At 71.6% G+C, this 20,400-nt stretch carries 23 protein-coding genes and 1 pseudogene; 14 read left to right on the top strand and 10 right to left on the bottom strand.

Features of this window, described 5'->3' with window-relative positions; translation table 11 throughout:
• The first annotated feature begins 49 nt into the window (after positions 1 to 49).
• Positions 50 to 703 carry a fasciclin domain-containing protein gene (locus ABZU46_RS05770; protein ID WP_354855301.1) on the top strand — a complete coding sequence of 218 codons (654 nt, stop codon included), beginning with the start codon at positions 50 to 52 and terminating at the stop codon, positions 701 to 703.
• A gap of 6 nt (positions 704 to 709) precedes the next feature.
• Here the strand turns inward: ABZU46_RS05770 and ABZU46_RS05765 are convergent, their stop codons facing one another.
• Positions 710 to 1,711, bottom strand: coding sequence for a tyrosine-type recombinase/integrase (locus ABZU46_RS05765; RefSeq protein WP_354855300.1), 1,002 nt, complete (start codon positions 1,709 to 1,711; stop codon positions 710 to 712).
• Between the two features lie 10 nt (positions 1,712 to 1,721).
• On the opposite strand from ABZU46_RS05765, the pseudogene ABZU46_RS05760 reads away from it, so the two are divergent.
• A pseudogene (locus tag ABZU46_RS05760) lies at positions 1,722 to 1,925 on the top strand (AAA family ATPase); the annotation flags it as partial.
• Positions 1,926 to 2,294: 369 nt separating this feature from the next.
• On the top strand, positions 2,295 to 3,131 hold the full coding sequence (locus ABZU46_RS05755) for a hypothetical protein (RefSeq protein WP_354855321.1): 837 nt from the start codon (positions 2,295 to 2,297) through the stop codon (positions 3,129 to 3,131).
• A gap of 126 nt (positions 3,132 to 3,257) precedes the next feature.
• Here ABZU46_RS05755 and ABZU46_RS05750 read toward each other — a convergent pair whose 3' ends face one another.
• Entirely contained in the window at positions 3,258 to 3,848 is a 591-nt protein-coding gene (locus ABZU46_RS05750; RefSeq protein WP_354855299.1) for a DinB family protein, read from the bottom strand.
• The gene (locus tag ABZU46_RS05745; protein WP_354855298.1) at positions 3,841 to 4,680 is read right to left on the bottom strand and encodes an alpha/beta hydrolase; all 840 of its coding nucleotides are present in this window, start codon (positions 4,678 to 4,680) and stop codon (positions 3,841 to 3,843) included. The genes ABZU46_RS05750 and ABZU46_RS05745 overlap by 8 nt, the downstream gene beginning before the upstream one ends.
• A 281-nt stretch (positions 4,681 to 4,961) precedes the next feature.
• On the opposite strand from ABZU46_RS05745, the gene zwf reads away from it, so the two are divergent.
• The 3 genes from zwf (at position 4,962) to ABZU46_RS05730 (ending at position 8,005) form a co-directional block, all read left to right on the top strand.
• Positions 4,962 to 6,341 (top strand): glucose-6-phosphate dehydrogenase, encoded by a 1,380-nt coding sequence (zwf, locus tag ABZU46_RS05740; protein WP_354855297.1) that lies wholly within the window; start codon positions 4,962 to 4,964, stop codon positions 6,339 to 6,341.
• A 129-nt stretch (positions 6,342 to 6,470) separates the two neighbouring features.
• Positions 6,471 to 7,883 carry an OFA family MFS transporter gene (locus ABZU46_RS05735; protein ID WP_354855296.1) on the top strand — a complete coding sequence of 471 codons (1,413 nt, stop codon included), beginning with the start codon at positions 6,471 to 6,473 and terminating at the stop codon, positions 7,881 to 7,883.
• Positions 7,880 to 8,005, top strand: coding sequence for a hypothetical protein (locus ABZU46_RS05730; RefSeq protein WP_255473694.1), 126 nt, complete (start codon positions 7,880 to 7,882; stop codon positions 8,003 to 8,005). Before ABZU46_RS05735 ends, ABZU46_RS05730 begins: the two co-directional genes overlap by 4 nt.
• A 30-nt stretch (positions 8,006 to 8,035) precedes the next feature.
• On the opposite strand, the gene ABZU46_RS05725 is transcribed toward ABZU46_RS05730, so the two are convergent.
• A complete protein-coding gene (locus ABZU46_RS05725) occupies positions 8,036 to 8,767 on the bottom strand; it encodes an SDR family oxidoreductase (protein WP_354855295.1) in 732 nt (243 codons plus the stop codon).
• Positions 8,768 to 8,845: 78 nt separating this feature from the next.
• Here ABZU46_RS05725 and ABZU46_RS05720 point away from each other — a divergent pair, with 78 nt between their 5' ends.
• The 3 genes from ABZU46_RS05720 to ABZU46_RS05710 all read left to right on the top strand — a co-directional run bounded on the left by ABZU46_RS05720 (position 8,846) and on the right by ABZU46_RS05710 (position 10,947).
• A complete protein-coding gene (locus ABZU46_RS05720) occupies positions 8,846 to 9,679 on the top strand; it encodes a patatin-like phospholipase family protein (RefSeq protein ID WP_354855294.1) in 834 nt (277 codons plus the stop codon).
• A gap of 45 nt (positions 9,680 to 9,724) precedes the next feature.
• A complete protein-coding gene (locus ABZU46_RS05715; RefSeq protein WP_354855293.1) occupies positions 9,725 to 10,186 on the top strand; it encodes a peroxiredoxin in 462 nt (153 codons plus the stop codon).
• Between the two features lie 74 nt (positions 10,187 to 10,260).
• Positions 10,261 to 10,947 (top strand): hypothetical protein, encoded by a 687-nt coding sequence (locus ABZU46_RS05710; RefSeq protein ID WP_354855292.1) that lies wholly within the window; start codon positions 10,261 to 10,263, stop codon positions 10,945 to 10,947.
• 77 nt (positions 10,948 to 11,024) lie between these two features.
• Here ABZU46_RS05710 and ABZU46_RS05705 read toward each other — a convergent pair whose 3' ends face one another.
• On the bottom strand, positions 11,025 to 11,477 hold the full coding sequence (locus ABZU46_RS05705) for a MarR family winged helix-turn-helix transcriptional regulator (protein WP_354855291.1): 453 nt from the start codon (positions 11,475 to 11,477) through the stop codon (positions 11,025 to 11,027).
• 96 nt (positions 11,478 to 11,573) lie between these two features.
• Here ABZU46_RS05705 and ABZU46_RS05700 point away from each other — a divergent pair, with 96 nt between their 5' ends.
• The gene (locus ABZU46_RS05700) at positions 11,574 to 12,005 is read left to right on the top strand and encodes a hypothetical protein (RefSeq protein ID WP_354855290.1); all 432 of its coding nucleotides are present in this window, start codon (positions 11,574 to 11,576) and stop codon (positions 12,003 to 12,005) included.
• A 12-nt stretch (positions 12,006 to 12,017) separates the two neighbouring features.
• Here ABZU46_RS05700 and ABZU46_RS05695 read toward each other — a convergent pair whose 3' ends face one another.
• From ABZU46_RS05695 to ABZU46_RS05675, 5 genes are all read right to left on the bottom strand, one after another.
• On the bottom strand, positions 12,018 to 12,392 hold the full coding sequence (locus ABZU46_RS05695) for a hypothetical protein (RefSeq protein ID WP_354855289.1): 375 nt from the start codon (positions 12,390 to 12,392) through the stop codon (positions 12,018 to 12,020).
• An 81-nt stretch (positions 12,393 to 12,473) separates the two neighbouring features.
• Positions 12,474 to 13,667 (bottom strand): GNAT family N-acetyltransferase, encoded by a 1,194-nt coding sequence (locus ABZU46_RS05690; RefSeq protein WP_354855288.1) that lies wholly within the window; start codon positions 13,665 to 13,667, stop codon positions 12,474 to 12,476.
• A gap of 112 nt (positions 13,668 to 13,779) precedes the next feature.
• Positions 13,780 to 14,610: an arginase family protein gene (locus tag ABZU46_RS05685; protein WP_354855287.1), complete on the bottom strand. Its 831-nt coding sequence runs from the start codon at positions 14,608 to 14,610 to the stop codon at positions 13,780 to 13,782.
• A gap of 58 nt (positions 14,611 to 14,668) precedes the next feature.
• Complete coding sequence (gene cydB / locus ABZU46_RS05680; protein WP_354855286.1) at positions 14,669 to 15,667, bottom strand: cytochrome d ubiquinol oxidase subunit II; 999 nt, start codon at positions 15,665 to 15,667, stop codon at positions 14,669 to 14,671.
• A gap of 15 nt (positions 15,668 to 15,682) precedes the next feature.
• The gene (locus ABZU46_RS05675; protein WP_354855285.1) at positions 15,683 to 17,098 is read right to left on the bottom strand and encodes a cytochrome ubiquinol oxidase subunit I; all 1,416 of its coding nucleotides are present in this window, start codon (positions 17,096 to 17,098) and stop codon (positions 15,683 to 15,685) included.
• Positions 17,099 to 17,263: 165 nt separating this feature from the next.
• Here ABZU46_RS05675 and ABZU46_RS05670 point away from each other — a divergent pair, with 165 nt between their 5' ends.
• The 4 genes from ABZU46_RS05670 to ABZU46_RS05655 all read left to right on the top strand — a co-directional run bounded on the left by ABZU46_RS05670 (position 17,264) and on the right by ABZU46_RS05655 (position 20,400).
• On the top strand, positions 17,264 to 18,028 hold the full coding sequence (locus ABZU46_RS05670; RefSeq protein WP_354855284.1) for a lysophospholipid acyltransferase family protein: 765 nt from the start codon (positions 17,264 to 17,266) through the stop codon (positions 18,026 to 18,028).
• A 283-nt stretch (positions 18,029 to 18,311) separates the two neighbouring features.
• Entirely contained in the window at positions 18,312 to 18,617 is a 306-nt protein-coding gene (locus ABZU46_RS05665; protein ID WP_354855283.1) for a hypothetical protein, read from the top strand.
• Between the two features lie 100 nt (positions 18,618 to 18,717).
• Positions 18,718 to 19,560 carry an SDR family NAD(P)-dependent oxidoreductase gene (locus ABZU46_RS05660; RefSeq protein WP_354855282.1) on the top strand — a complete coding sequence of 281 codons (843 nt, stop codon included), beginning with the start codon at positions 18,718 to 18,720 and terminating at the stop codon, positions 19,558 to 19,560.
• Between the two features lie 72 nt (positions 19,561 to 19,632).
• Entirely contained in the window at positions 19,633 to 20,400 is a 768-nt protein-coding gene (locus ABZU46_RS05655) for a glycerophosphodiester phosphodiesterase (protein WP_354855281.1), read from the top strand.

Below are 20,400 nucleotides of genomic sequence, written 5' to 3'. Positions count from 1 at the left end.
GGGCCCCACGCTCGCGCCGCCGGTCCACCCCGAACCCGTGGAGGCCGTCGTGTCGCACCCCGCCACCGCAGCGCGACACCCCCGACCGCGAAGGCTCCTCCTCCTCGCGCCGACACTGCTGCTGCTCGCCGCCTGCACCGGCACCACACCTCGCGCCCAGGACGCGTCAGCCGCCACCACACCCCAGGTCACCGGACCCCTCTGCGCCGCCCTGCCCACCGGCACCGACCCCGGCAACCCGACCTTCCTCGCCGGTCAACCCGTCGATGAGGCACTGCGCTGGATCCCCACCCTCACCACGTTCGAAGCGGCTCTGCGCACCAGCGGCGTCCTCACCGACCTCCCCGCCGGCACCGCCGTCACCGTCCTCGCACCCACCGACGACGCCTTCGCCGCCACGTTCTCCGAGGACAACTGGGACGACCTCATGACCCACCACACCGACCAGCTCCGCACCCTGCTCAAGGCCCACCTCAGCACCGGAGCCCACCCGATCGGCGACCTCGCCACCGCCGGCTCGACCACCACAATCGACGGCGCCACCATCACCGTCACCCGTACCGGAGCCACCACCCGCCTCGCCGACCGCGCCGACACCGTCTGCGCCGACTACCAGGCCACCAACGCCCGCATCCACATCATCAACGCCGTCCTCGGCCCCCTTCCCGTCACCGCCGACGGCACCGGCCACCGCGCACACTGACCCCGCTCAGTCCTGGTCCAACCCGACCAGAGCAGCCAACGCGCGATTGGTGCGGTTGGCCCGCACCGCGTCACGCTGCTGCCCGGCCGTCACCTCGATGTACGTCTGCGACGACGCCAACGACGCGTGCCCCAGCAACCGCATGATCTCCGCCGCGCTCGCCCCGTCCTCCGCCAACCGGGTCGCGAACGTGTGCCGCAACGCGTGCAGCCGCGCCCCGCGCGGCACCCGGTCACCGATGCCCGCCCGCCGATAACACGACTCCACCAGATACTGCAGACCACCGCGGCGCAGCGGCTCACCGCGCCGGTCCACCAGCAACGCCGAGTCGGGACGTACCGACCGCGACCCGAAACGGCGCCCGCGACTGTCCAGGTAGTCCCGCAGCACCCGATCCAGGTCCGCCTCGATCGGCACCACGCGTGGCCGCCCGCCCTTGCCGACCACCTCGATCCGCCGCTCACCCGGCCGACCCGCCAGCGAACCGACCCGCAGCGCTAGCAGCTCCGACAGGCGCAGCCCCGCGCACAGCGCCACCGCCAGCACCGCCACGTCCCGCTCCGGCCACGGGTCGCGCTGCCGTCCGTCGTCGCGGGCGACCGACGCGAGCAGCACCTCGGGGGTGTCCGCGCCCCGCAGCGGTTTCGGCTGGGGGAGTAGCGCCCGGGGACGGCCCACCGCCGGCATCGGATTGCCCGCCACCACCTGATCGGCGACCAGGAACGTGAAGAAACTGTTCCAGGTGGACCAGGCCCGGTGCACCGACGCGGGCGCCCGGGGCGCGGCGAACCGGGCGAACGCCGCCCGCATGACGCGGGGGGAGAGGTCGGTGATCGACAGCGCGTCCAGGGGGAGGGGAGTGGTGTCACCCTCGGCGACCAGGGCGGCCACCGTGTACAGGTCTCGCCGGTAGGCCGCCAGGGTGTGGGGGGAGGGCTTGCGGGTCGCGCGGGCGGTCAGGAACTCCTCGATCAGCACCCCGAGCGATTCGTCCTTTTTGTCATGCATAAGGGATATTATGCAGCATTTTCGCGTTCCCGGGAAGCGGGGGGAGAGGAGCGAGAACATGCGCGAACCACCGCGGTATGTCCTGACCGGAGCACCCGGCGCCGGCAAGACGACCCTGCTGGAGGCACTCCGCCACAGGGGACACGTCACGGTCCGAGAGGCCGCCACCGACATCATCGCCGAGCGCCAGGCGCAGGGGTGCGCCGAGCCGTGGCACGAACCCGACTTCGCCGACGCCGTGATCGCCCTGCAGAGCCGCCGCCAGATAGACGCCACCATCGCCGCACGCCGATGCGCTGGCCTTCGCCCGCGTGCACGAGCAGGTGTACGAGGCGTACGGGCACCACCTGGTCCACGTGCCGGCCGGACCGGTGTCGCAACGAGTCGCGCTGATCGAGAGGCACGTGTCGTGCCGGGCATGACCCGCGACTGCCCGCTGTCGAGGGGACCCCCGAATCGGCTTACTTTACATAATGTGGATTATCGAAGGGGTTTGGGCGGCACCCGGGAGTCGACCGGGTGGGCTAGCGTGTCGTCGATCTACTGGGGAGATCCCCAGCATCCTTCGGGGAAAGAAGCACACGTGTCACTGTGGAAGAAGACCGCGGTGGTGACGCTCTCGGCGATCACCGCACTCAGCGCTTCAGCCTGCGGCGTGGCGTCCGGCTCGTCCGAGGCGCCGAAGCAGCCCAGCGTCCTTGAGCTGCTCGCCAGCGACCTCAAGGGGTCGCTGCAGAAGACGATGGACGTCACCGACAAGAGCGACTCGGTGACGATGACGATGACGGGCACGGTCGGCGGCGAGAAGATCTCCATGCAGGGTGTCATGGACCTGGGTGACCCGGTCAAGGCCGAGATGACGACGCCGGACCCGGACGGCGACACGACCACCATCCGGTTGATCGGCACCGTGATCTACGTCGAGGTGCCGACGAAGGACCGCGCGAGCATGGGCGGTAAGCGCTGGATGAAGATGGACATGACCAGCATCGGCCAGCAGGCGGGGATGGACTTCAGCAAGCAGTTCGAGGACATTGACCCGACCAAGCAGGTCAAGACGCTGCTCGCCGCCGAGGGCGTGACGGTCATCGGTGCGGAGACGGTGAACGGGGCGCGTACCGTCCACTACACCGTCACCACTCCGGTGGCGACGCAGCTGGCTCAGGTGGACGCCAAGCTGCGGGCCGGTGTCGAGAAGCAGTTCGCCGCGGCGGGCGTCAAGGAGATCAAGGTCGACCTCTGGGTCGACGAGCAGTACCGGCCGCGCCGTGCGGGCACCGTCATGGGCGCGATGGGCGACATGGTGGTCGACTACACCGACTACGGCAAGGCGGTGACCATCGAGACGCCGCCGGCGGCGGAGACCAGCGACTTCGCCGAGATGCTGCAGGGGTTGAAGAACCTGGGTGCCGGCAGCTGACCGCAGCCGCGAGAGTGCCCGGTCGGCGAGGGTTCTCGTCGGCCGGGCACTGCCCGTTTCCGCGTCGCCTCTCCCCCAGCCCGGATCGGCCATGATCGCCTGTGCGGGGGCGCCGTGCGCGGTCGGTCACTCGAAGTGGTCGGCCAGCTTCTGCAGTTTGCTGACGTACGCCGGCCAGTCGTACCCGTCGGGGATGCTGGTGCCGTCCTGGTGCCAGCCGATTCCGCCGTCGTGCTGCTCGCGCATGATGTCCGCCTGCCCGGCGTGCCGGGCGAGGTCGCCGGTCACGTGCATGATGATCCGGTCCAGGGTCACGTCCTGGTGCCCTGGCCGCCACCAGGACACCTGCCCGGGCGCGTCGAGCGGCAGCTGGTCGATCGTCTCGTCCGCGAACAGCGCGACACGGCGGTACAGGTCGATCAGGCCGTTCTTCGTCTCGTCCTCGCGCGCGTACCAGTCGGCCTGCGGGTCGTCGTCGAATGCCGGCAGGGGAACCAGTTCCTCGGGCGTCGGGAACTGCCGGCCGAAGGTGGGCCCGAAGTAGCCGGCTTCGACGTTGAGGCAGTGTTTGACGACTCCGAGCAGGTTGTTGCCGGTCACGGTGCGGGGTGTTCTGGCCTCGCGTTCGCTCAGACCGTCGAGCTTCCAGACGAGGTCGTCGCGCGTCCGCCGCAGGTAGTAGTGCAGCGCGGCTTTCGTATCGCTCAGGTCAGCCATGCCGGCCATTGTCGCGCAGGCGCTGCGCCGTCGTGTGCCGTGGCATGGGTGAGGTCAGCGTCCGGTGTAGCCAGTCCTGGGTGAGTGCGCGCAGCAGTGCTGGTTGTTCGAAGGGCAGGTAGTGCCCGGCGGCGTCGATCGTGGTGAAGGTGCCTCGGGGGTAGCGCCGCATGGCGTGGAACTGGTCGGCGTAGCCGACGATGCCGTCCTGGCGGCCGGTGAGGACGCTGACGGGGCCGTCGTAGGGGGTGTCGGTGGCCTCGTCGGGAAGCGCGTACCCGGGGTCGGTGCGCAGTGCCTGTTGGAAGGTGTCGTCGCCGGGGCCGCCGGCGTGCAGGGCGGCGAGCACGGTGGCGACGACGGCCGGGGTGCGGTGGCCGAGCGCGGTGTCGAGGTGGGTGCGCAGTTCGGTGGGGGCGTTGTCGAGCCAGCCGGCGGGTCCCGGGGGTGGGCGGTGGTCGGGCAGGGTGCGGCTGGCCGGTGCGATGGTGATTCCGGGGCAGACGAGGAGCAGGCCGCGGACCAGGTCGGGGCGTTGGCGGGCGATGCCGGCGGCGAGGTAGGCGCCGTAGGAGGCGCCGGCGATCAGGACCGGTGCGTCGACGTGGTGGTCGAGCCATGCGCAGACGGTGTCCAGCAGGGCCTGGGAGGTGGGTGGGCAGGTGGCGGGGCTGTCGCCGTGGCCGGGCAGGTCCAGGTATGTCTCGCGCAGGTCGGCGCCGGCGAGGGCGGGGCTGAAGGCGGTGGCCGTGGCGGTGCGGGTCATGCCGAACATCGGCAGGCACACCACCTCGGGGTCGGCTGCGGCGGATCGGTCGACTGCCAGGTTCATTCTGGGGTCCTCCCCTGTCGCGCGGAGCGTTGCTGCCCGTCTTCGGTCGTGGCGGATACGCGGGAGGGGGTGGAGCGTCGGGGTTGGCGGGCCTTAGGATGATCGAGATTCGTCGATCAGGGTTGGGTGTCGCCCGCGTCACACTCTGATCGGTGGACTTCTCAGGGTGTGCGCCGTCGCTGTCGCCGACCTCACGTGTGTCGTTGCCGGGGAATTCCTCCTGTGGGCTCGCGGTTGTCCGTTCGGAAGATCAGGTTTCCACATGATCGGATGGAAGTGCCATGCACGTGCGCTCAGACGCGGTAGTGCTGTTCGGCGTGACAGGTGATCTCGTTTCGAAGAAGCTGTTTCCGGCGCTGTACGAGTTGACCCGACGTGGTCGGCTCGATGTCCCGGTGATCGGGGTGGCCCGCTCCCCCTGGGACGATCAGCAGTTGATTGCGACCGCCCGCAAGTCGGTGGCCGAGGCGAGTGACGAGGTGGACGACGAGGCGTTCGACGCCCTGGCGGGCAACCTGTCGATGATCTCGGGCGACTACGCGGACCCGGTGACGTACGAGCGGCTGGCGGAGCGTCTGCGCGACGCCGAGCGTCCGGTCTTCTATCTGGCGATTCCGCCGATGGTGTTCGGTGCGGTCGTGCGGGGGCTGGCGGCGGTCGGGCTGGCCGATCGTGGTCGGGTGATCGTGGAGAAGCCGTTCGGGCGTGACCTGGCGTCGTCCGCGGAGTTGGATCGGACGTTGCGGGGGGCCTTCGATCCGACGCGGGTGTTCCGGATCGACCACTACCTGGGCAAGGAGGCCGTGGAGAGTCTGTACGCGTTCCGGTTCGCCAATCGGCTGTTCGAGCCGTTGTGGAACAGCGAGCACATCGACAACGTGCAGGTCACTCTGGCCGAGGGTTTTGGCACGCAGGGTCGTGCCGGGTTCTATGACACCGTGGGCGCGACCCGTGACGTGTTGCAGAACCACATTCTCCAGGTGGTCGCGTTGATCGCGATGGACGCGCCGGCGGGTGACGACATGGACGCGTTTCGTGAGGCGGAGGCCGCGGTTCTGCGGCAGATCGAGGCGTTGTCGCCGGAGTTGACGGTGCGGGGGCAGTACGCGGGCTACCGCGACGAGCCGGGTGTCGCGCCGGATTCGAACACGGAGACGTTCGTGGCGACCCGGTTGACTGTCGACTCTCCCCGGTGGGCGGGTGTGCCGTTCTATCTGCGGACGGGCAAGTCCCTGGCGGGGACGGCGACCGAGGTGGTGGTCGAGTTCAAGCAGCCGCAGCGTGCGTTGATCCCTGCCGCGGGTGGGGCGGCGGCGCCGGCGAATCTGCTGCGGTTCCGGCTGGGTCGTGGGGACGGCATCACGATGTCGATTCAGGCGAAGAGCCCGGGTGCGGAGGTGGCGAGCCGTCCGGTCGACCTGTCGGTGGACTTCGGGGCGGCGCTGGGTCGCCGTCAGGAGGCGTACGAGCGGTTGCTCGACGATGCGATGGACGGGCAGCATCTGCGGTTCGCGCGGGCGGAGACGATTCGGCAGGAGTGGCGCATCGTCGAGCCGATCCTGGATCTGGCGACCCCGGTGCGGCCGTACGACAGGGGTAGTTGGGGTCCGGCGGAGGCCGACGCGTTGGCCGGCGGCTGGCACGTGCCCGACCTGGGGTAGCCGGCAGGGAGGGGCTGAGTGACCGCTCAGCTCACCGGAGGGACCGTCCGGCGACGGTGAGGTTTGCCGCGGGCGTGGGGTGTGGGCATGTGGGGGTGTCTCACGTCCTCTTCGGAGAGGAAGCAGCGCATGCTTTCCGCACTCGATCGTCGGCACACCGTCGCGCCGCCCGGCTACAGCCGGTGGCTCATTCCCCCGGCGGCGTTGGCCATCCATCTCTGCATCGGCCAGGTTTACGCCACAAGCGTCTACAAGAACTCGTTGATCGCCCACTTCGACACCGGTCAGACCGCGATCGGGGTGATCTTCAGCATCGCGATCGTGATGCTGGGGTTGTCCGCGGCGGTGGCGGGGACGTGGGTGGAGGCGAACGGGCCGCGTAAGGCCATGTTCGTCTCGGCCTGCTTCTGGGCGACGGGCTTCCTGGTCGGGTCGCTGGGCATCGCCACGAAGCAGCTGTGGCTGCTGTACCTGGGCTACGGCCTGCTCGGCGGCATCGGTCTGGGCATCGGGTACATCTCCCCCGTCTCGACGCTGATCAAGTGGTTCCCGGACCGGCCGGGTCTGGCCACCGGTCTGGCGATCATGGGGTTCGGTGGTGGCGCGATGGTGGCCTCTCCCCTGTCGCGTCAGCTCCTGTCGTTCTACGACCCCGGTTACGACCCGTCCAACGCGGGCTCGACGGCGTCGGGCAGCGCGCTGGTGTGGCTGTTCGTGACGCTCGGCCTGGGCTACTTCGTGATCATGATGTTCGGGGTGGCGAACGTGCGGGTGCCGGCCGACGGGTGGCGTCCGGCCGGCTTCGACCCGGCGGCGGTGGCGGCGAAGCCGCTGGTGACCACGGCGAACGTGTCGGCGGCCAACGCGGTGAAGACCCGCTCGTTCTGGCTGCTGTGGGTGGTGCTGTTCTGCAACGTCACGGCCGGGATCGGCATCCTGGAGCAGGCCAGCCCGATGATTCAGGACTTCTTCCGGGAAAACGGGACGTCGGCGGTGTCGGTGGCGGCGGCCGGCGGGTTCGTGGGTCTGCTGTCGCTGTTCAACATGGCGGGCCGGTTCGTCTGGTCGTCGACGTCGGACGTGATCGGCCGCAAGCCGATCTACCTGGTGTACCTGGGTGTGGGCATGGTGCTGTACGCGCTGCTGGCCGTGTTCGGGCAGACGGCGACGGCGCTGCTCGTGCTGTTCGCGTGCGTGATCCTGTCGTTCTACGGCGGCGGGTTCGCCACCGTGCCGGCGTACCTGCGGGACCTGTTCGGGACGTACCAGGTGGGTGCGATCCACGGGCGACTGCTGACCGCCTGGTCGGCGGCGGGGATCGCGGGGCCGCTGATCGTGAACGGGTTCCTCGACGCGCAGGGCAAGCCGGGCACGTTGACGGCGGCGGCGTACCGGCCGGCGCTGTTCACGATGGTGGGTGTCCTCGCGGTGGGCTTCGTGGCGAACCTGCTGGTGCGGCCGGTGCCGCAGCGCTACCACGAACCAGCGGCGGAGCAGGGCGTGGACGACGACACGACGGTCGAGAGGAGTGGTACGCGATGAGTGACGACGGTCGGCACGGGCAGCAGGCCCGGTTGTGGATTTCCTGGCTGGTGGTGGCGGTGCTGCTCGGCTACGGGGTCGTGCAGACGGTGATCACGGCGGCGAAGCTGTTCACTCACTGAGCGGTGAGCCGGGGCGCCGCGCGCCCCGGCTCACAGGCCGCCGGAGACGCGCAGGACGGTGCCGGTGGCGTAGGAGGCGTCCGGGCTGAGCAGCCAGGCGATGGCGGCGGCGACCTCGTCGGGTTCGCCGGCGCGACCCAATGAGATGCGGCCGGCGGCGCGGTCGGCGCGGTCGGGTACGCCGGAGTCGGCGTGGATGTCGGTGCGCACGATGCCGGGGGCGACGCCGTTGACCCGGATGCCGCGCGGGGCGAGTTCCTTGGCCAGGCCCACGGTGAGGGTGTCGGTGGCGGCCTTCACGGCGGCGTAGTGCACGTACTCCCCCGGGCTGCCGAGGGTCGCGGCGGCCGAGGACACGTTGACGATGGCGCCGCCGTCGGTGAGGCGGCGGGCGGCCTGTTGCGCGCTGAGGACGTACCCGATGAGGTTGATGTCGACGACCCGGCGCAGGTCGTCGACGCGCAGCTCGGTGAACGGGCCGATGGGGCTGGTGACGCCGGCGTTGTTGACCAGCCCGGTGAGCGGGCCGAGTTGCGCGGCGGCGTCGAACAGGGCGGCGACCTGGTCGGGGTCGGTGGTGTCGGCGCGTACCGCGATGGCCTGCGCGCCGGCGGCGTGCAGGTCGGCCAGGACGGTCTCGGCGGCGGCGTGGTCGCGGCGGTAGCACAGGGCGAGGTGGTGCCCGGCGGCGGCGAGTCGGCGGGCGGTGGCCGCGCCGATGCCGCGACCGCCGCCGGTGATGACGGTGACGGGTGGTGCCACGATGCCTCCGGGGCTGTCGGGTGGGGTGAGCCGACGCTACCGTGACCGGCGCGGGTCGATCGTCGAGAGGAGGGTCACATGCGGCGGGCGTTGGTGCTCGGCGGTGGCGGGGTGACCGGGGTGGCGTGGGAGTTGGGCCTGCTGGCAGGGTTGGCCGAGCGGGGTGCGGCCCTCACCGAGGCAGATCTGGTGGTGGGCACGTCGGCGGGTTCGGTGGTCGGCGCGCAGGTGCGCTCCGGGGTGCCGCTGCAGCGGTTGTACGAGGAGCAGTTGGCCCCGCCGACGGGTGAGCTGGCGGCGCGGCTGGGGTTTCTGGCGGTGGCGCGGCTGGTGTGGGCCGGTGGTCGTACGCGGGACGCGGTGCGGTCGAGGGCGCGTATCGGGGCGATGGCGGTGGCGGCGCGTACCCCGTCGGAGGCGTCGCGGCGGGCGGTGATCGAGGCGCGGTTGCCGGCGCGGGAGTGGCCGGCGCGGCGGCTGCTGGTGACGGCTGTCGACGCGGCGTCGGGTGAGTTCGTGGTGTTCGACGGCGCCGACGGGGTGTCGTTGGTGGACGCGGTGGGTGCGAGCTGCGCGGTGCCCGGGGTGTGGCCGCCGGTGACGATCGGGGCGCGTCGTTTCGTCGACGGTGGGATGCGCTCGTCGGTGAACGCGGATCTGGCGGCGGGCGCGCAGCGGGTGCTGGTCCTCGCGCCGACGTCGGCGGCGTTCGGGCCGATGCCACGGTTGGCGGCGCAGGTGGCCGAGCTGCGGGCGGCCGGGTCGCAGGTGGTGGTGGTGACGCCGGACGCGGGGGCGCGTACGGCGATCGGCCGCAACGTGCTGGACCCGGCGCGGCGGGCCGGCGCGGCGCGGGCCGGGTGGGCGCAGGCGGCGACGGTGGCCGACGAGGTGATGGCGCTCTGGGTGTGATCGCTTACGCTCACCGCGCGTTCGATCGGACAACGGAGGTGCGCGGTGGCGGGTGTGGGTGTCGGCGATGTGGTGCAGGACTTCGAGCTGCCGGATGAGACGGGCACGCCGCGGCGGCTGTCGGAGTTCCTGGCGACCGGGCCGGTGGTGCTGTTCTTCTACCCGGCGGCGATGACCCGGGGGTGCACGGCGGAGAGCTGTCACTTCCGGGACCTGGGCGCGGAGTTCACGGCGTTGGGCGCGTCGCGGGTGGGCATCAGCCGTGATCCGGTGGCGAAGCAGGCGGAGTTCTCGACGCTGCACGGTTTCGATTATCCGTTGCTGTCGGATGCCGACGGGACGGTGGCGCAGGCGTTCGGGGTCAAGCGGCGGGTGCCGCTGGGGCCGCTGAACACGAAGCGGATGACGTTCGTCATCGGCGCCGACCGGCGGGTCATCGAGGTGATCCACAGTGAGGTCAGCATGAACGACCACGCGGACCGGGCGCTGCGGGCGCTGGGCGGCTGAACCCCCTTGCGGCGGCTGTCGCAGCCGACTGGTATCAAGACAGCAATCAAACAGGTGTACGGAAGAGGGTTGTGATGGATGCCGGCCAGGGTTTGTCCACTGACGAGGTGCAGAGCATCCGGGAGGCGTTGGCGGCCGGTCGTAAGCCGCGGGTGGTGTTCACCGCGTCGGCGGGGCAGATCGCCGGTCAGGTCGGCCAGGTGGTCGAGCTGACCGATCCCGAGGTGTCCGACGAGTTCGTGGTGGTGCGTTTCGGCCGCGACGAGTTGCCGTTCTCCCCCGCCGACCTGGCGGTGGCGCCCAAGGGCGCGGGTCGTCGGGTGGCGGAGCCGAAACCGGAGCCCGAGCCGGAGCCGGCGGCGGTGGCCGCGCCGGAGTTCGTGTTGGACACGCCGCGGGTGCCCGCGCCGCGACAGGAGGAGCCGAAGGTGGAGCAGACGGAGAAGGCGACGCCGGCCCGGCGGGTGGTCAAGGCCGCCAAGCCGAAGAGCCCCGCCGGTCTCACGGTCACTCTGGCGTACGCCGACGGCGAGTGGACCGTCGCCGCGCAGCAGGGCAGCAAGGCCCTCGCGAAGCCGTACGTGGTGAAGCCGGCCGAGGCGTTGAAGATGGTGGCGCTTGTCGACGTGCCCGGTGTGCAGGAGGCGGTGGAGCAGATCCTGGGCACCGAGCGGGCCGAGGCCGAGCAGCAGGCGGAGAAGCTGCGCGCGGAGCTGGCCGAGATCGAGGCCCGGCTCGCGGAGTTGCGCGAGGCCCGCTGAGCGCTGCGCGCGTCGGGTTTTCGCTGGTCGCGGCGGGTCTGCCCCGGTGGGGTGGGCCCGCCGTGGCGGTGTCGGCGTCAGTGGCCGCTGTGGTGCTCGAGCAGTCGGGTGAGCAGGCGGGTCAGCTGGTCGCGTTCGGCGCTCGACAGGGGTGCGAGCAGGTCGTCCTGCACGCGGGCGACGGTGTCGGCCATCCGGTGGGCCTCGTCGGCGCCGGCCTCGGTGAGGCTGATGACGTTGCGGCGACGGTCGGCCGGGTCGGGGGCGCGTACCACGAGTCCCCGACCGGTCAGGTCGTTGACGGCGGCCACGACGTCGCTACCGTCGATGGCGCAGCGACGTCCCAGGTCGGCCTGGCTCGCGGGTCCGCTCTCGGCCAGTGCGGCGAGCAGCCGGTAGTGGTAGCCGCGCAGGTCGTGCGCGGCGAAGCCGGCGCTGATGAGTCGTCCGGCGTGGGTGGCGGCCTGGTTGAGCAGCCAGCTCGGGGTGGTCCGCAGCCCGGCGGGTGACTGCGGGGCGGTGGCGTCCATGGCGGCAGCCTAACAGTAATCGTTGGCGTGACCCACAAACCGTGTTACGTTGGTTCTACCAACGTTGGTGAAGCCAACGTTTCTGAAGGAGGCATCGTGTCCACTCTCAACGGTCAGGTCATCGGTCAGGCCCACTTCGCCACCCGGGCCCTGCTCGAACGCGCCGTCGCGCCCCTGGGCGTCGACTTCGGCCAGGTCCTCACCCTCAACGCCCTCGCCGCCGGCCCCGTCGCCCGCACAAGTCTCGTGCAGCGCATCACCAGCACCCGCAAGGTCGACGAGTCGGCCGTGCACGAGATGATCACCGGCCTCGTCGCCGCCGACCTGGCGCGGCTCGACGACACCGCCGAGCCGCAGGTACGGCTCACCGACGCCGGCCACGCCACCCAGGCCCACATCGCCGACGCCGTCGAGGGCATCACCGCCCGGCTGTACGGAGACATCCCGCCCGCCGAGGCCGACGCGGCCGCCCGCGTCCTCTCGCTCATCACCGAGCGGGCCAACAACGAACTGGCGGGCGTTGCCTGAACCGACAGGGGCTCAGGTGAGTCGGTTCGTGGCCGCCCGGATCTTCAGCCAGGACGGGTCGGTCGCGGAGGTTTCACTGACCGCGTTCAGGTCGCCCGACTGCCAGACCCGCGTCCCGTCGGTGAGGTCGAGTTGGTCCATGTCGACAACCGACGCCTCGGCGGTGCCGGCGGAGGGTGTCCGCTCGAACCGTTCATAGCCGATGTCCTCGACGTAGACGGCCGAACCCACGCCGAGGGCTCCGCACTCCCGCAGATGTCCGTCCCCGTACTCCCAGATCCGGATCGCCGGACGGTCGTCGTCCCAAGCCGCCACCAACGGAAGGCGCGGATGGGACAGCAGCCGCTGCACCGTCGCTCCAGACCGGACACGAGCCAGGATTTCCACCGGCACACCTTAGCGGCGAGGCGGACGGCCACCCGTCCCCGCCGGGGACGGTCCTTGCCCGAGCGCACGCCGCACGGGCCGTCAGAAGTAGTCGAGCAGTTGTGCCGGGCCGCCGGCGCCCAACAGGTCCAGGGCGGACGGGTCCGCGTCACCGGCACAGTCCAGCAGGCCGGCCTGCGCGACCGAGCGGGCGCGGGCCGCCCCGGCGTAGAGCAGCGCGAAACCGCGCACGTCCAGCCGCAGGTCCGCCTCGCCGCTGATCCGGGTCAACTCGGCGGCGCCGTCGGCGACAGCCAACCGCCAGGCGCCGGTGTTCCAGTCGGCGAGCGGATCGGTGAGGTGGAAGTCGACGGCGCCCCGGGCGTGGACAGGCCAGCCACGCGCGCTCACCGCCCGGGCCACGTCCACCGGCCGGTGCATCCACAGGTCCCGCGCGTGGTCGCGGGCCGCCTCCAGCGGCAGGTGGGCGCTGACGGTGTCGCCGTCGAGCGGGCACAGCCGCAGCGTCGGCGCGACGCTGGCCCAACTGCCCAGCACGCCGACGAGTTCCCGGGCCGCGTCGGCGGTGACGGCCAGCACCTCGTCGACGGTGAGCACCGAATCGGCGCCGTAGCCGCGGCCCCGTTGCCAGGTGGCGTAGCCGACCAGGTCGCCGTCGGCCTCGACGAGGGTGAGACCGTCGCCGGGCAGGTCTCCCTTGGCGTTGAAGTGGTCGAACAGCGCGCCTTGGCGGGTGAGCATGCCGTTGCGGTGGCGGGAGACCCGCTCGTACAGGTCGGCGACGGCGTCCAGGTCGGCGGGGGTGCCGGCCCGTACGCTCAGGTGCGCGGCGGGCCGGCGCCGGGGCAGCGCGACGGTGCTCAGGTCGACGGTGCGCAGCACACCGGCGGCCTCCCAGCCGCAGGAGCGGTAGGGGGCGGCGACGGTCGGGTACAGGGCGCTGACCGCCGCGCCGCGCTCGTGGGCGCCGCCCAGCAGAGCGGTGAGCAGGGCACGGGCCACCCCCCGGCCGCGGGACTCGGGTGCGACCGCCACACCGCCGACGTCGGCCGCCGGGACCGCCCGCCCGGACCACCACTGGTCGTGGTGCAGGTCGACGGCCTTGCCGACGAGCCGACCGCTGCCGTCGAACGCGCCGTAGCGGATCATGCCGGGCACCTCGACGCTCGCGTGCGCGGGCCGCTGCGGGTTGGAGCCGAACGCGAACCGCCCCAACTCCCAGGCGGCGTCGAGGTCGTCGGTGGTGAGCTCACGAACGTGCACGGCGTCGGGCATCGGCACACCCTAGCGGGCCGGATCCGCGCCGACCGCCGATTTTCTGGCGGGTGCGAGGCCGGCTGGCCGGGGCCGCGTGTTCGGTGTCCGAGCCGTGCCCGCGTGGACCGGATCAGGCAAGCGCATCGGTCAGCCCGAGTGCGTCCAGCACCTCGATGAGCGCCTGCCGGTCGTGCGCGAGCTGCGGAACGTACTCGGTGATTCCCACTCCGACCACCTCGTGGTGGGCGCGCAGCGCGGTCAGCGACCGCGCCAGCGCGGCGGCTGTCACGCCAGCGGGGGTGGGGACGGCCACGGCCGGCAACGCGGACGGGTCCAGCACGTCCAGGTCGAGGTGCACGTACACCGCGGCGCCGGGCGGGGGCAGCGCGGCCAGCCGGGTCGGCTGCGCGCCCAGCGTCGGGGCGTCCAGGACCGTCAGGTCGTGCCGGTGCACGTACCCGACCTCGACGGGGTCGAGATCCCGGACCCCCACCAGGGCGACCTGCCCCGGCGAGAGGCAGCGGGGCGCCGGCAGTACGCCCTGCGCGTCGTCGTCGAGCAGCAGCCGCAGGGGCATGCCGTGCGCGGTTGCGCTCGGCGAGCTCGCGGGCGTGTTGAGGTCGGCGTGCGCGTCGATCCACAGCACGAACAGCCGTTGCGCGTACCGACCCGCGAGGTGGGCCACCGACGCGACCTCGACCGCGCAGTCCCCACCCAAGGTCAGCAGCCGCCGCGGACGGTGCCGCGCGAGCACGTCACGGTGCGCGCGGTACGCGTCGACAACCGCAGCCCGGTGCCGGACACCGCCCTCGCGCTCCGATCCGCCGGCCGGGACCGGCACCGTGACCCGCCGCGTCCCCGGCACGGTGAGGGCGGCCAGCGCGGCCGGGCCCTCGCGCACCCGGAGGTCATCCGCGCCCTGCCACATCGGCACCAGTACGTCGAGATCCCGGCTCCACATGGCGACGATCTTTCCAGCGGCCTCTCGCTCCTGGGCACCGTGCGACCCCGCCCGCCGGTCAGTGCTGCGGGATGTTGGCCACGCCGATGCGCTTGCGGAACACCCAGTACGTCCACCCCTGGTAGGCAAGCACCACCGGCGTGAAGATCACCGCCACCCACGTCATGATCTTCAGGGTGTACGGGGTGGAGGCGGCGTTGGTGGCCGTCAGCGTGCCGGCCGCGTCCAGGGTGGAGGGCAACACGTTCGGGAACAGCGCCGCGAACAGGGTCGCCACGGCCAGGCCGATCGCCACGGCGGTGCCGGTGAACGCCCAGCCCTCCCGGCGTACCCGGGCGGCGGCCAGAGCGCCGAGCAGGGCGAGGGCCGCGCCGACGGCGAGCACGACGGCGGCCGCGCTGGAGCGGATGCTCAACGTCCAGGTCAGGAACCCGACCGCGAGCACGGCGGCGCCGACACCCAGGCGCACCGCGAGGGCGCCCGCGCGCTCGCGGATGTCGCCGGTGGTCTTCAGGGCGAGGAACACCGCGCCGTGGGTGAGGAACAGCGCGAGGGTGGTCGCGCCTCCGAGCAGGGCGTACGGGTTGAGCAGGTCGAGCAGGCCGCCGACGTACTCGTGGTCGGCGTCCAGCGGCACGCCGCGCAGGATGTTGGCGAAGGCGACGCCCCACAGGATCGCCGGCAGCAGCGAGCCGACCACGATCGCGGCGTCCCAGCGGCGCTTCCAGGACGCCTCGGGACGCTTGTGCCGGTACTCGAAGGCGACCCCCCGGGCGATCAGGGCCAGCAGGATCAGCAGCAGCGGCAGGTAGAACCCGGAGAACAGGGTGGCGTACCACTCGGGGAACGCGGCGAACATGGCGCCGCCGGCGGTGATCAGCCAGACCTCGTTGCCGTCCCAGACCGGGCCGATGGTGTTGATCAGGACGCGGCGTTCCCGGTCGTCGCGGCCGAGCACGGGCAGCAGCATGCCGACGCCGAAGTCGAAGCCCTCCAGGATGAAGTAGCCGGTGAACAGCACGGCGACGAGGAGAAACCAGATGGTGGTCAGGTCCACGATGGGCTCCGGGGATCAGTAGGCGAAGGCGAGCGGGCGCTCGGCGTCGTCAGGGGTGTCGTCGATGGGGTGCTCGTCGCTGACGTCGGGCACGCCGGCCCTGGCGTAGCGCAGCAGCAGCTTGACCTCGATCACGGCGAGGGTGGCGTAGATCAGCGTGAAGGCGGTGAACGAAGTGAGCACCTCGGCCAGCGAGACGCTGCGGGACACGCCGTTGCGGGTGAGCATCTCGCCGAAGACGATCCACGGCTGGCGGCCCATCTCGGTGAAGATCCAGCCGAAGGAGTTGGCCAGCAGCGGCAGCACCGGCATGGCCAGCCCGGCGCGCAGCAGCCATTTGCTGCGCGGGGTGCGGCCCTTGCGCTGGCTCCAGAGGACCAGCAGGGCGATCGCGGCGGCCGCCATCCCGAAAGCGATCATGAAACGGAAGCTCCAGTAGGTGACCGGGATGATCGGGGTGTAGCTGCCCGCGCCGTACTGGGTGGCGTACTGGGCCTGCAGGTCGTTGATGCCGTGCACGGTGCCGTGCGGGTCACCGGTGCCCAGGTACGACAGCAGGTACGGGATCTTGAGGGCGAACACCTCGCGGCTGCCGTCGAGGCTGCCGATGGTGAGCACGGAGAACGAGGCGGGGCTCTCGGTGGTGTAGAGGCCCTCGGCGGCGGCCATCTTCATCGGCTGCACGTCAGTCATGATCTTGCCCTGGATGTCACCGGTGAACAGCACGGCGGCGGAGGCGACCAGGACCACCCAGGAGCCGAACTTCGTGGCGAAGCGGTACGCGCCGGCGTCGGCGGAGTCGCGGTTGCGGATGACGTGGAACAGGCCGACCGCGACGATCAGCGACCCGGCGACCAGGAACGAGCCGGCCAGGGTGTGCGGGAAGGTGATCAGGGCGACCTTGTTGGTCAGCACGGCCGGGAAGTCGGTCAGCTCGGCACGCCCGCTGTCCGGGTTGATCCGGAAGCCGACCGGGTTCTGCATGAACGAGTTGGCCGCGAGGATGAAGTACGCGGACAGGTTGGTGCCGATCGCGGCGGCCCAGATGCTGGCCAGGTGCGCCCGCTTGGGCAGCCGATCCCAGCCGAAGATCCACAGGCCGATGAAGGTGGATTCGAGGAAGAACGCGACAAGCGCCTCGATGGCCAGGGGCGCGCCGAAGATGTCGCCGACGAAGCGGGAGTAGTCGCTCCAGTTCATGCCGAACTGGAACTCCTGCACGATGCCGGTGACCACGCCCATGGCGAAGTTGATCAGGAACAGCTTGCCGTAGAACTTGGTGAGCTTGAGGTAGCGCTCGTTGCCGGTGCGGTGCCACATCGTCTGCAGGATGGCCACCAGCACGGACAGGCCGATGGTCAGCGGCACGAAGAGAAAGTGGTAGACGGTCGTGACACCGAACTGCCACCGGGCGACGTCCAACGCGTCCACCTGTTACCCCCAGCTATGCGTACTACGAGACGTAGTAAATACTACTGCTCGTCGTAGAGAATGCGGCAGGGCCGGACGGCCCGAACCGCCCCGGGACCAATGACCCTGATCACTCGGGCCACTCGCCCTCGCGGCCCCGCCACCTCATGCGAGGATGGCGCGCTGATGAACACGACGACCTGGCAGCCACCACTGATCTGGCGCGCCGCCCTCGTGCTGGCCCGCGTCCTGGTCGGTCTACTCGCCCGCCTCGAGGTCACCGGCGACGTCCCCGCGCACCTGCGCCGCGGCCCGCTCGTGCTCGCCGCCAACCACATCAGCCCGTTCGACCCCGCGGTGATGATCGCCGCCTGCCAGACCCGCGGCATCGCCCCGCGGATCATGGCGACCGCCGGGCTGTTCCGCGCCCCGGTGCTCGGAGCCGCCATGCGCCACGCCGGACACATCCGGGTCGACCGGGGCACCAGCGCCGTGCACCGGGCCCTCGACGACGCCGCCACCGCCGTCGCGGCGGGCTCGGTGATCCTCATCTACCCCGAGGGACGCATCGGCCTGGACCCCGGCATGTGGCCCGAACGCGGCAAGACCGGCGTCGCCCGACTCGCCCTGGCCTGCGGCGCCCCCGTCATCCCGGTCGCCCAGTGGGGCGCGCACGAGGTGCTGCCCTACCGGGCGCCGAAGGGGATGCTGCGCGGCATCGCCCGCGCGCTGTGGCGCCGCCCGGTGATCCGGGTGCACTTCGGGCCGCCCGTCGACCTGGGCGAGGCGAACGCCGCCAACCCCGGCGCCGCCCGCCGGGCCACCGGCCGGATCATCGACGCGCTCACCGACACCCTCGCCCCGCTGCGCCCCGACGAACCCGACCTGCCCCGACACGTCGACCCCGGCCGCCCGGCCGACCCCAGCCGCGCCCACCGCCGGTCGAGCTAGCGGACGCCGCCGACGCCGAGATCGACCCGGCTTTCGGCAAACCGGGGCTTGCCGTGCCTCGGACGCCCCGCCTTCAAGGAAACCGAGTCGATCACCGCCGGCGTCCGTCCCTTGGCCGAGGGAGCAGGCTGGCTCGGTGGAGGGATGAGGTCGCCTCGGCCCGCGCTGATGCTGGAACGCGTCAACCGAGCAACCGACCGAGGAGGAATGGTCATGTCTGGTTCACGTGTGGCGGCGTTGGGGGTGGTGGCGGCCGTGGTGGTCGCGGCAGGGACGGGCCGACGTGACCTGTCTGCGGGTCACCGGAAACGTCGCCCTGTTGACCGCGATCGTGCCCGAGGGCGAAGGCGCGGTACGGAACCACGGCTACTACGTGAAGATCATCGACGGCGGGAGGCTGCCGGATGTGATCGTCGACGCGCAGGCGCAGAACGGGGACGAGCCGCCACCCACGCACTGCCTCGACCCCGAGACCGACCTGCCCCCGGGCAACCCCCAGCGGCCCCGGTACCCGATCCTCGCCGGCGGATACGCGGTGCATGGCGCTGAGCCGAGCCGAACGGGCACCGGACACCAGTCCCGGCCGTAACATGCGGTGACGTTCACCGCGGGTTGGGTGCGTACGGGGGCGGCCGGCGGGGACCGGCTTCCGTTCGCGCCAGCCGCCCTGGCACGAAGGGCAGGAGATCATGAGCGAGCAGACGGTGCTGATCACCGGCACGTCCTCCGGCATCGGCCTGGAGATCGCGCTCGGCTGCGCCCGCGCCGGCTGGCGAACGGTGGCCACCATGCGCGACCTCGGCCGCGCCGAACGGCTGCGCGCCGCCGCCGACATCGCGGGCGTGGCCGACCTGATCGACGTACGCCGCCTCGACGTCACCGACCCCGACTCGGTGAGCGCCTGCGTCGACGAGGTGGTCGACACCTACGGCCGGCTCGACGCGGTCGTCAACAACGCCGGCGCCGGGCACGTCGGCACCCTGGAAGTCGACAGCGTCGACGACGTCCGGGCCGTCATGGAGGTCAACTTCTTCGGCGTGCTGCACGTCAGCCGCGCCGCCCTGGCCCACCTGCGGGCCAGCCGGGGCCGCCTGATCACCATCTCCAGCGTCGGCGGGATCGTCGGGCAGCCGTTCAACGAGGCGTACTGCGCGGCGAAATTCGCCGTCGAGGGGTACATGGAATCGCTCGCCCCGCTCGCCGCGACCACCGGGGTGCGGGTCACCGTCGTCGAGCCGGGCGCGGTGGCCAGCGAGTTCGTCTCCAGCATCGGCATCGATCCCGGCGCCGCCAGCGACGCCGCCGGGGTGTACGGGCCGGCTCTGCGCGCGTACCTGGCCCGCACCGGGCAGGCGTTCGCCGCCGCGCAGTCCTCCGCCGACGCCGCGGCGGTCGTGGTGGCGACGCTGATGGACCCGACGCCGCCGGTGCGGGTGCAGACCTCCGACGGGGCCCGGCAGTTCGCCGCCGTCAAGCTCGCCGACCTCGACGGCGCCGCGGTGGCCCGGCTGACCGGCGGCTGGCTGGCCTGACCCTCGCCGCCGTGCGACGAATGTTGCCGGCAGGCCACCGGGGGTCCACCAGCGGCAGGCATACTGCGTCCCGTGCTGAACCGATTCGGCTACCTGGACGCGCCCGCGCCGCTGGCGTTCGCCCACCGTGGCGGCGCGGCCGACGGCGACGAGAACACCACCGAGGCGTTCGCCCGGGCCATCGGGCTCGGCTACCGGTACGTGGAGACCGACGTGCACGCCACCGCCGACGGCGTCGCGGTGATCTTCCACGACCCGACGCTCGCGCGGCTCACCGGCGAGGCGGGACGCATCGCCGAGATGAGCTGGGCCGACCTCGCCTCGGTACGCGTCGGCGGCGCCGCCGTCGTACCCCGGCTCGACGAGGTGCTCAGCGCCTGGCCGCAGGTCCGATTCAACATCGACGTGAAGGCCGACGGCGGCGTCGCGCCGACGGTCGCGACCGTGACCCGGGTCGGCGCCGCCGGCCGGGTGCTGCTCGCCTCGTTCAGCGACGCCCGACTGACCCGGCTGCGGGCGCTCACCGAGGGACGCGTCGCCACCAGCCTCGGCATGCGCGGCGTCGCCCGGCTGCGGCTCGCCTCGCTGCACGGGCGGCCACTGCGGCTGCCGCAGTCGGTGGTCGCCGCGCAGGTGCCGCCGCGCTACGGGCGGATGCCGGTGGTGGACCGCCGGTTCCTCGACTACTGCCACCGACTCGGCCTGCAGGTGCACGTCTGGACGATCGACGAACCCGCCCAGATGCACGAGTTACTGGATCGTGGCGTGGATGGCATCATGACCGATCACGTCGGCGTGCTGCGCGACGTCTACCGCAGCCGCGGCCACTGGGCCGCCTGA

It is taken from the genome of Micromonospora sp. NPDC005197 (assembly GCF_040608295.1).
Classification (GTDB): Bacteria; Actinomycetota; Actinomycetes; order Mycobacteriales; family Micromonosporaceae; genus Micromonospora.
Note: the sequence above shows the minus strand (reverse complement) of the source record. Positions and strands in the feature narration are given on the sequence as shown.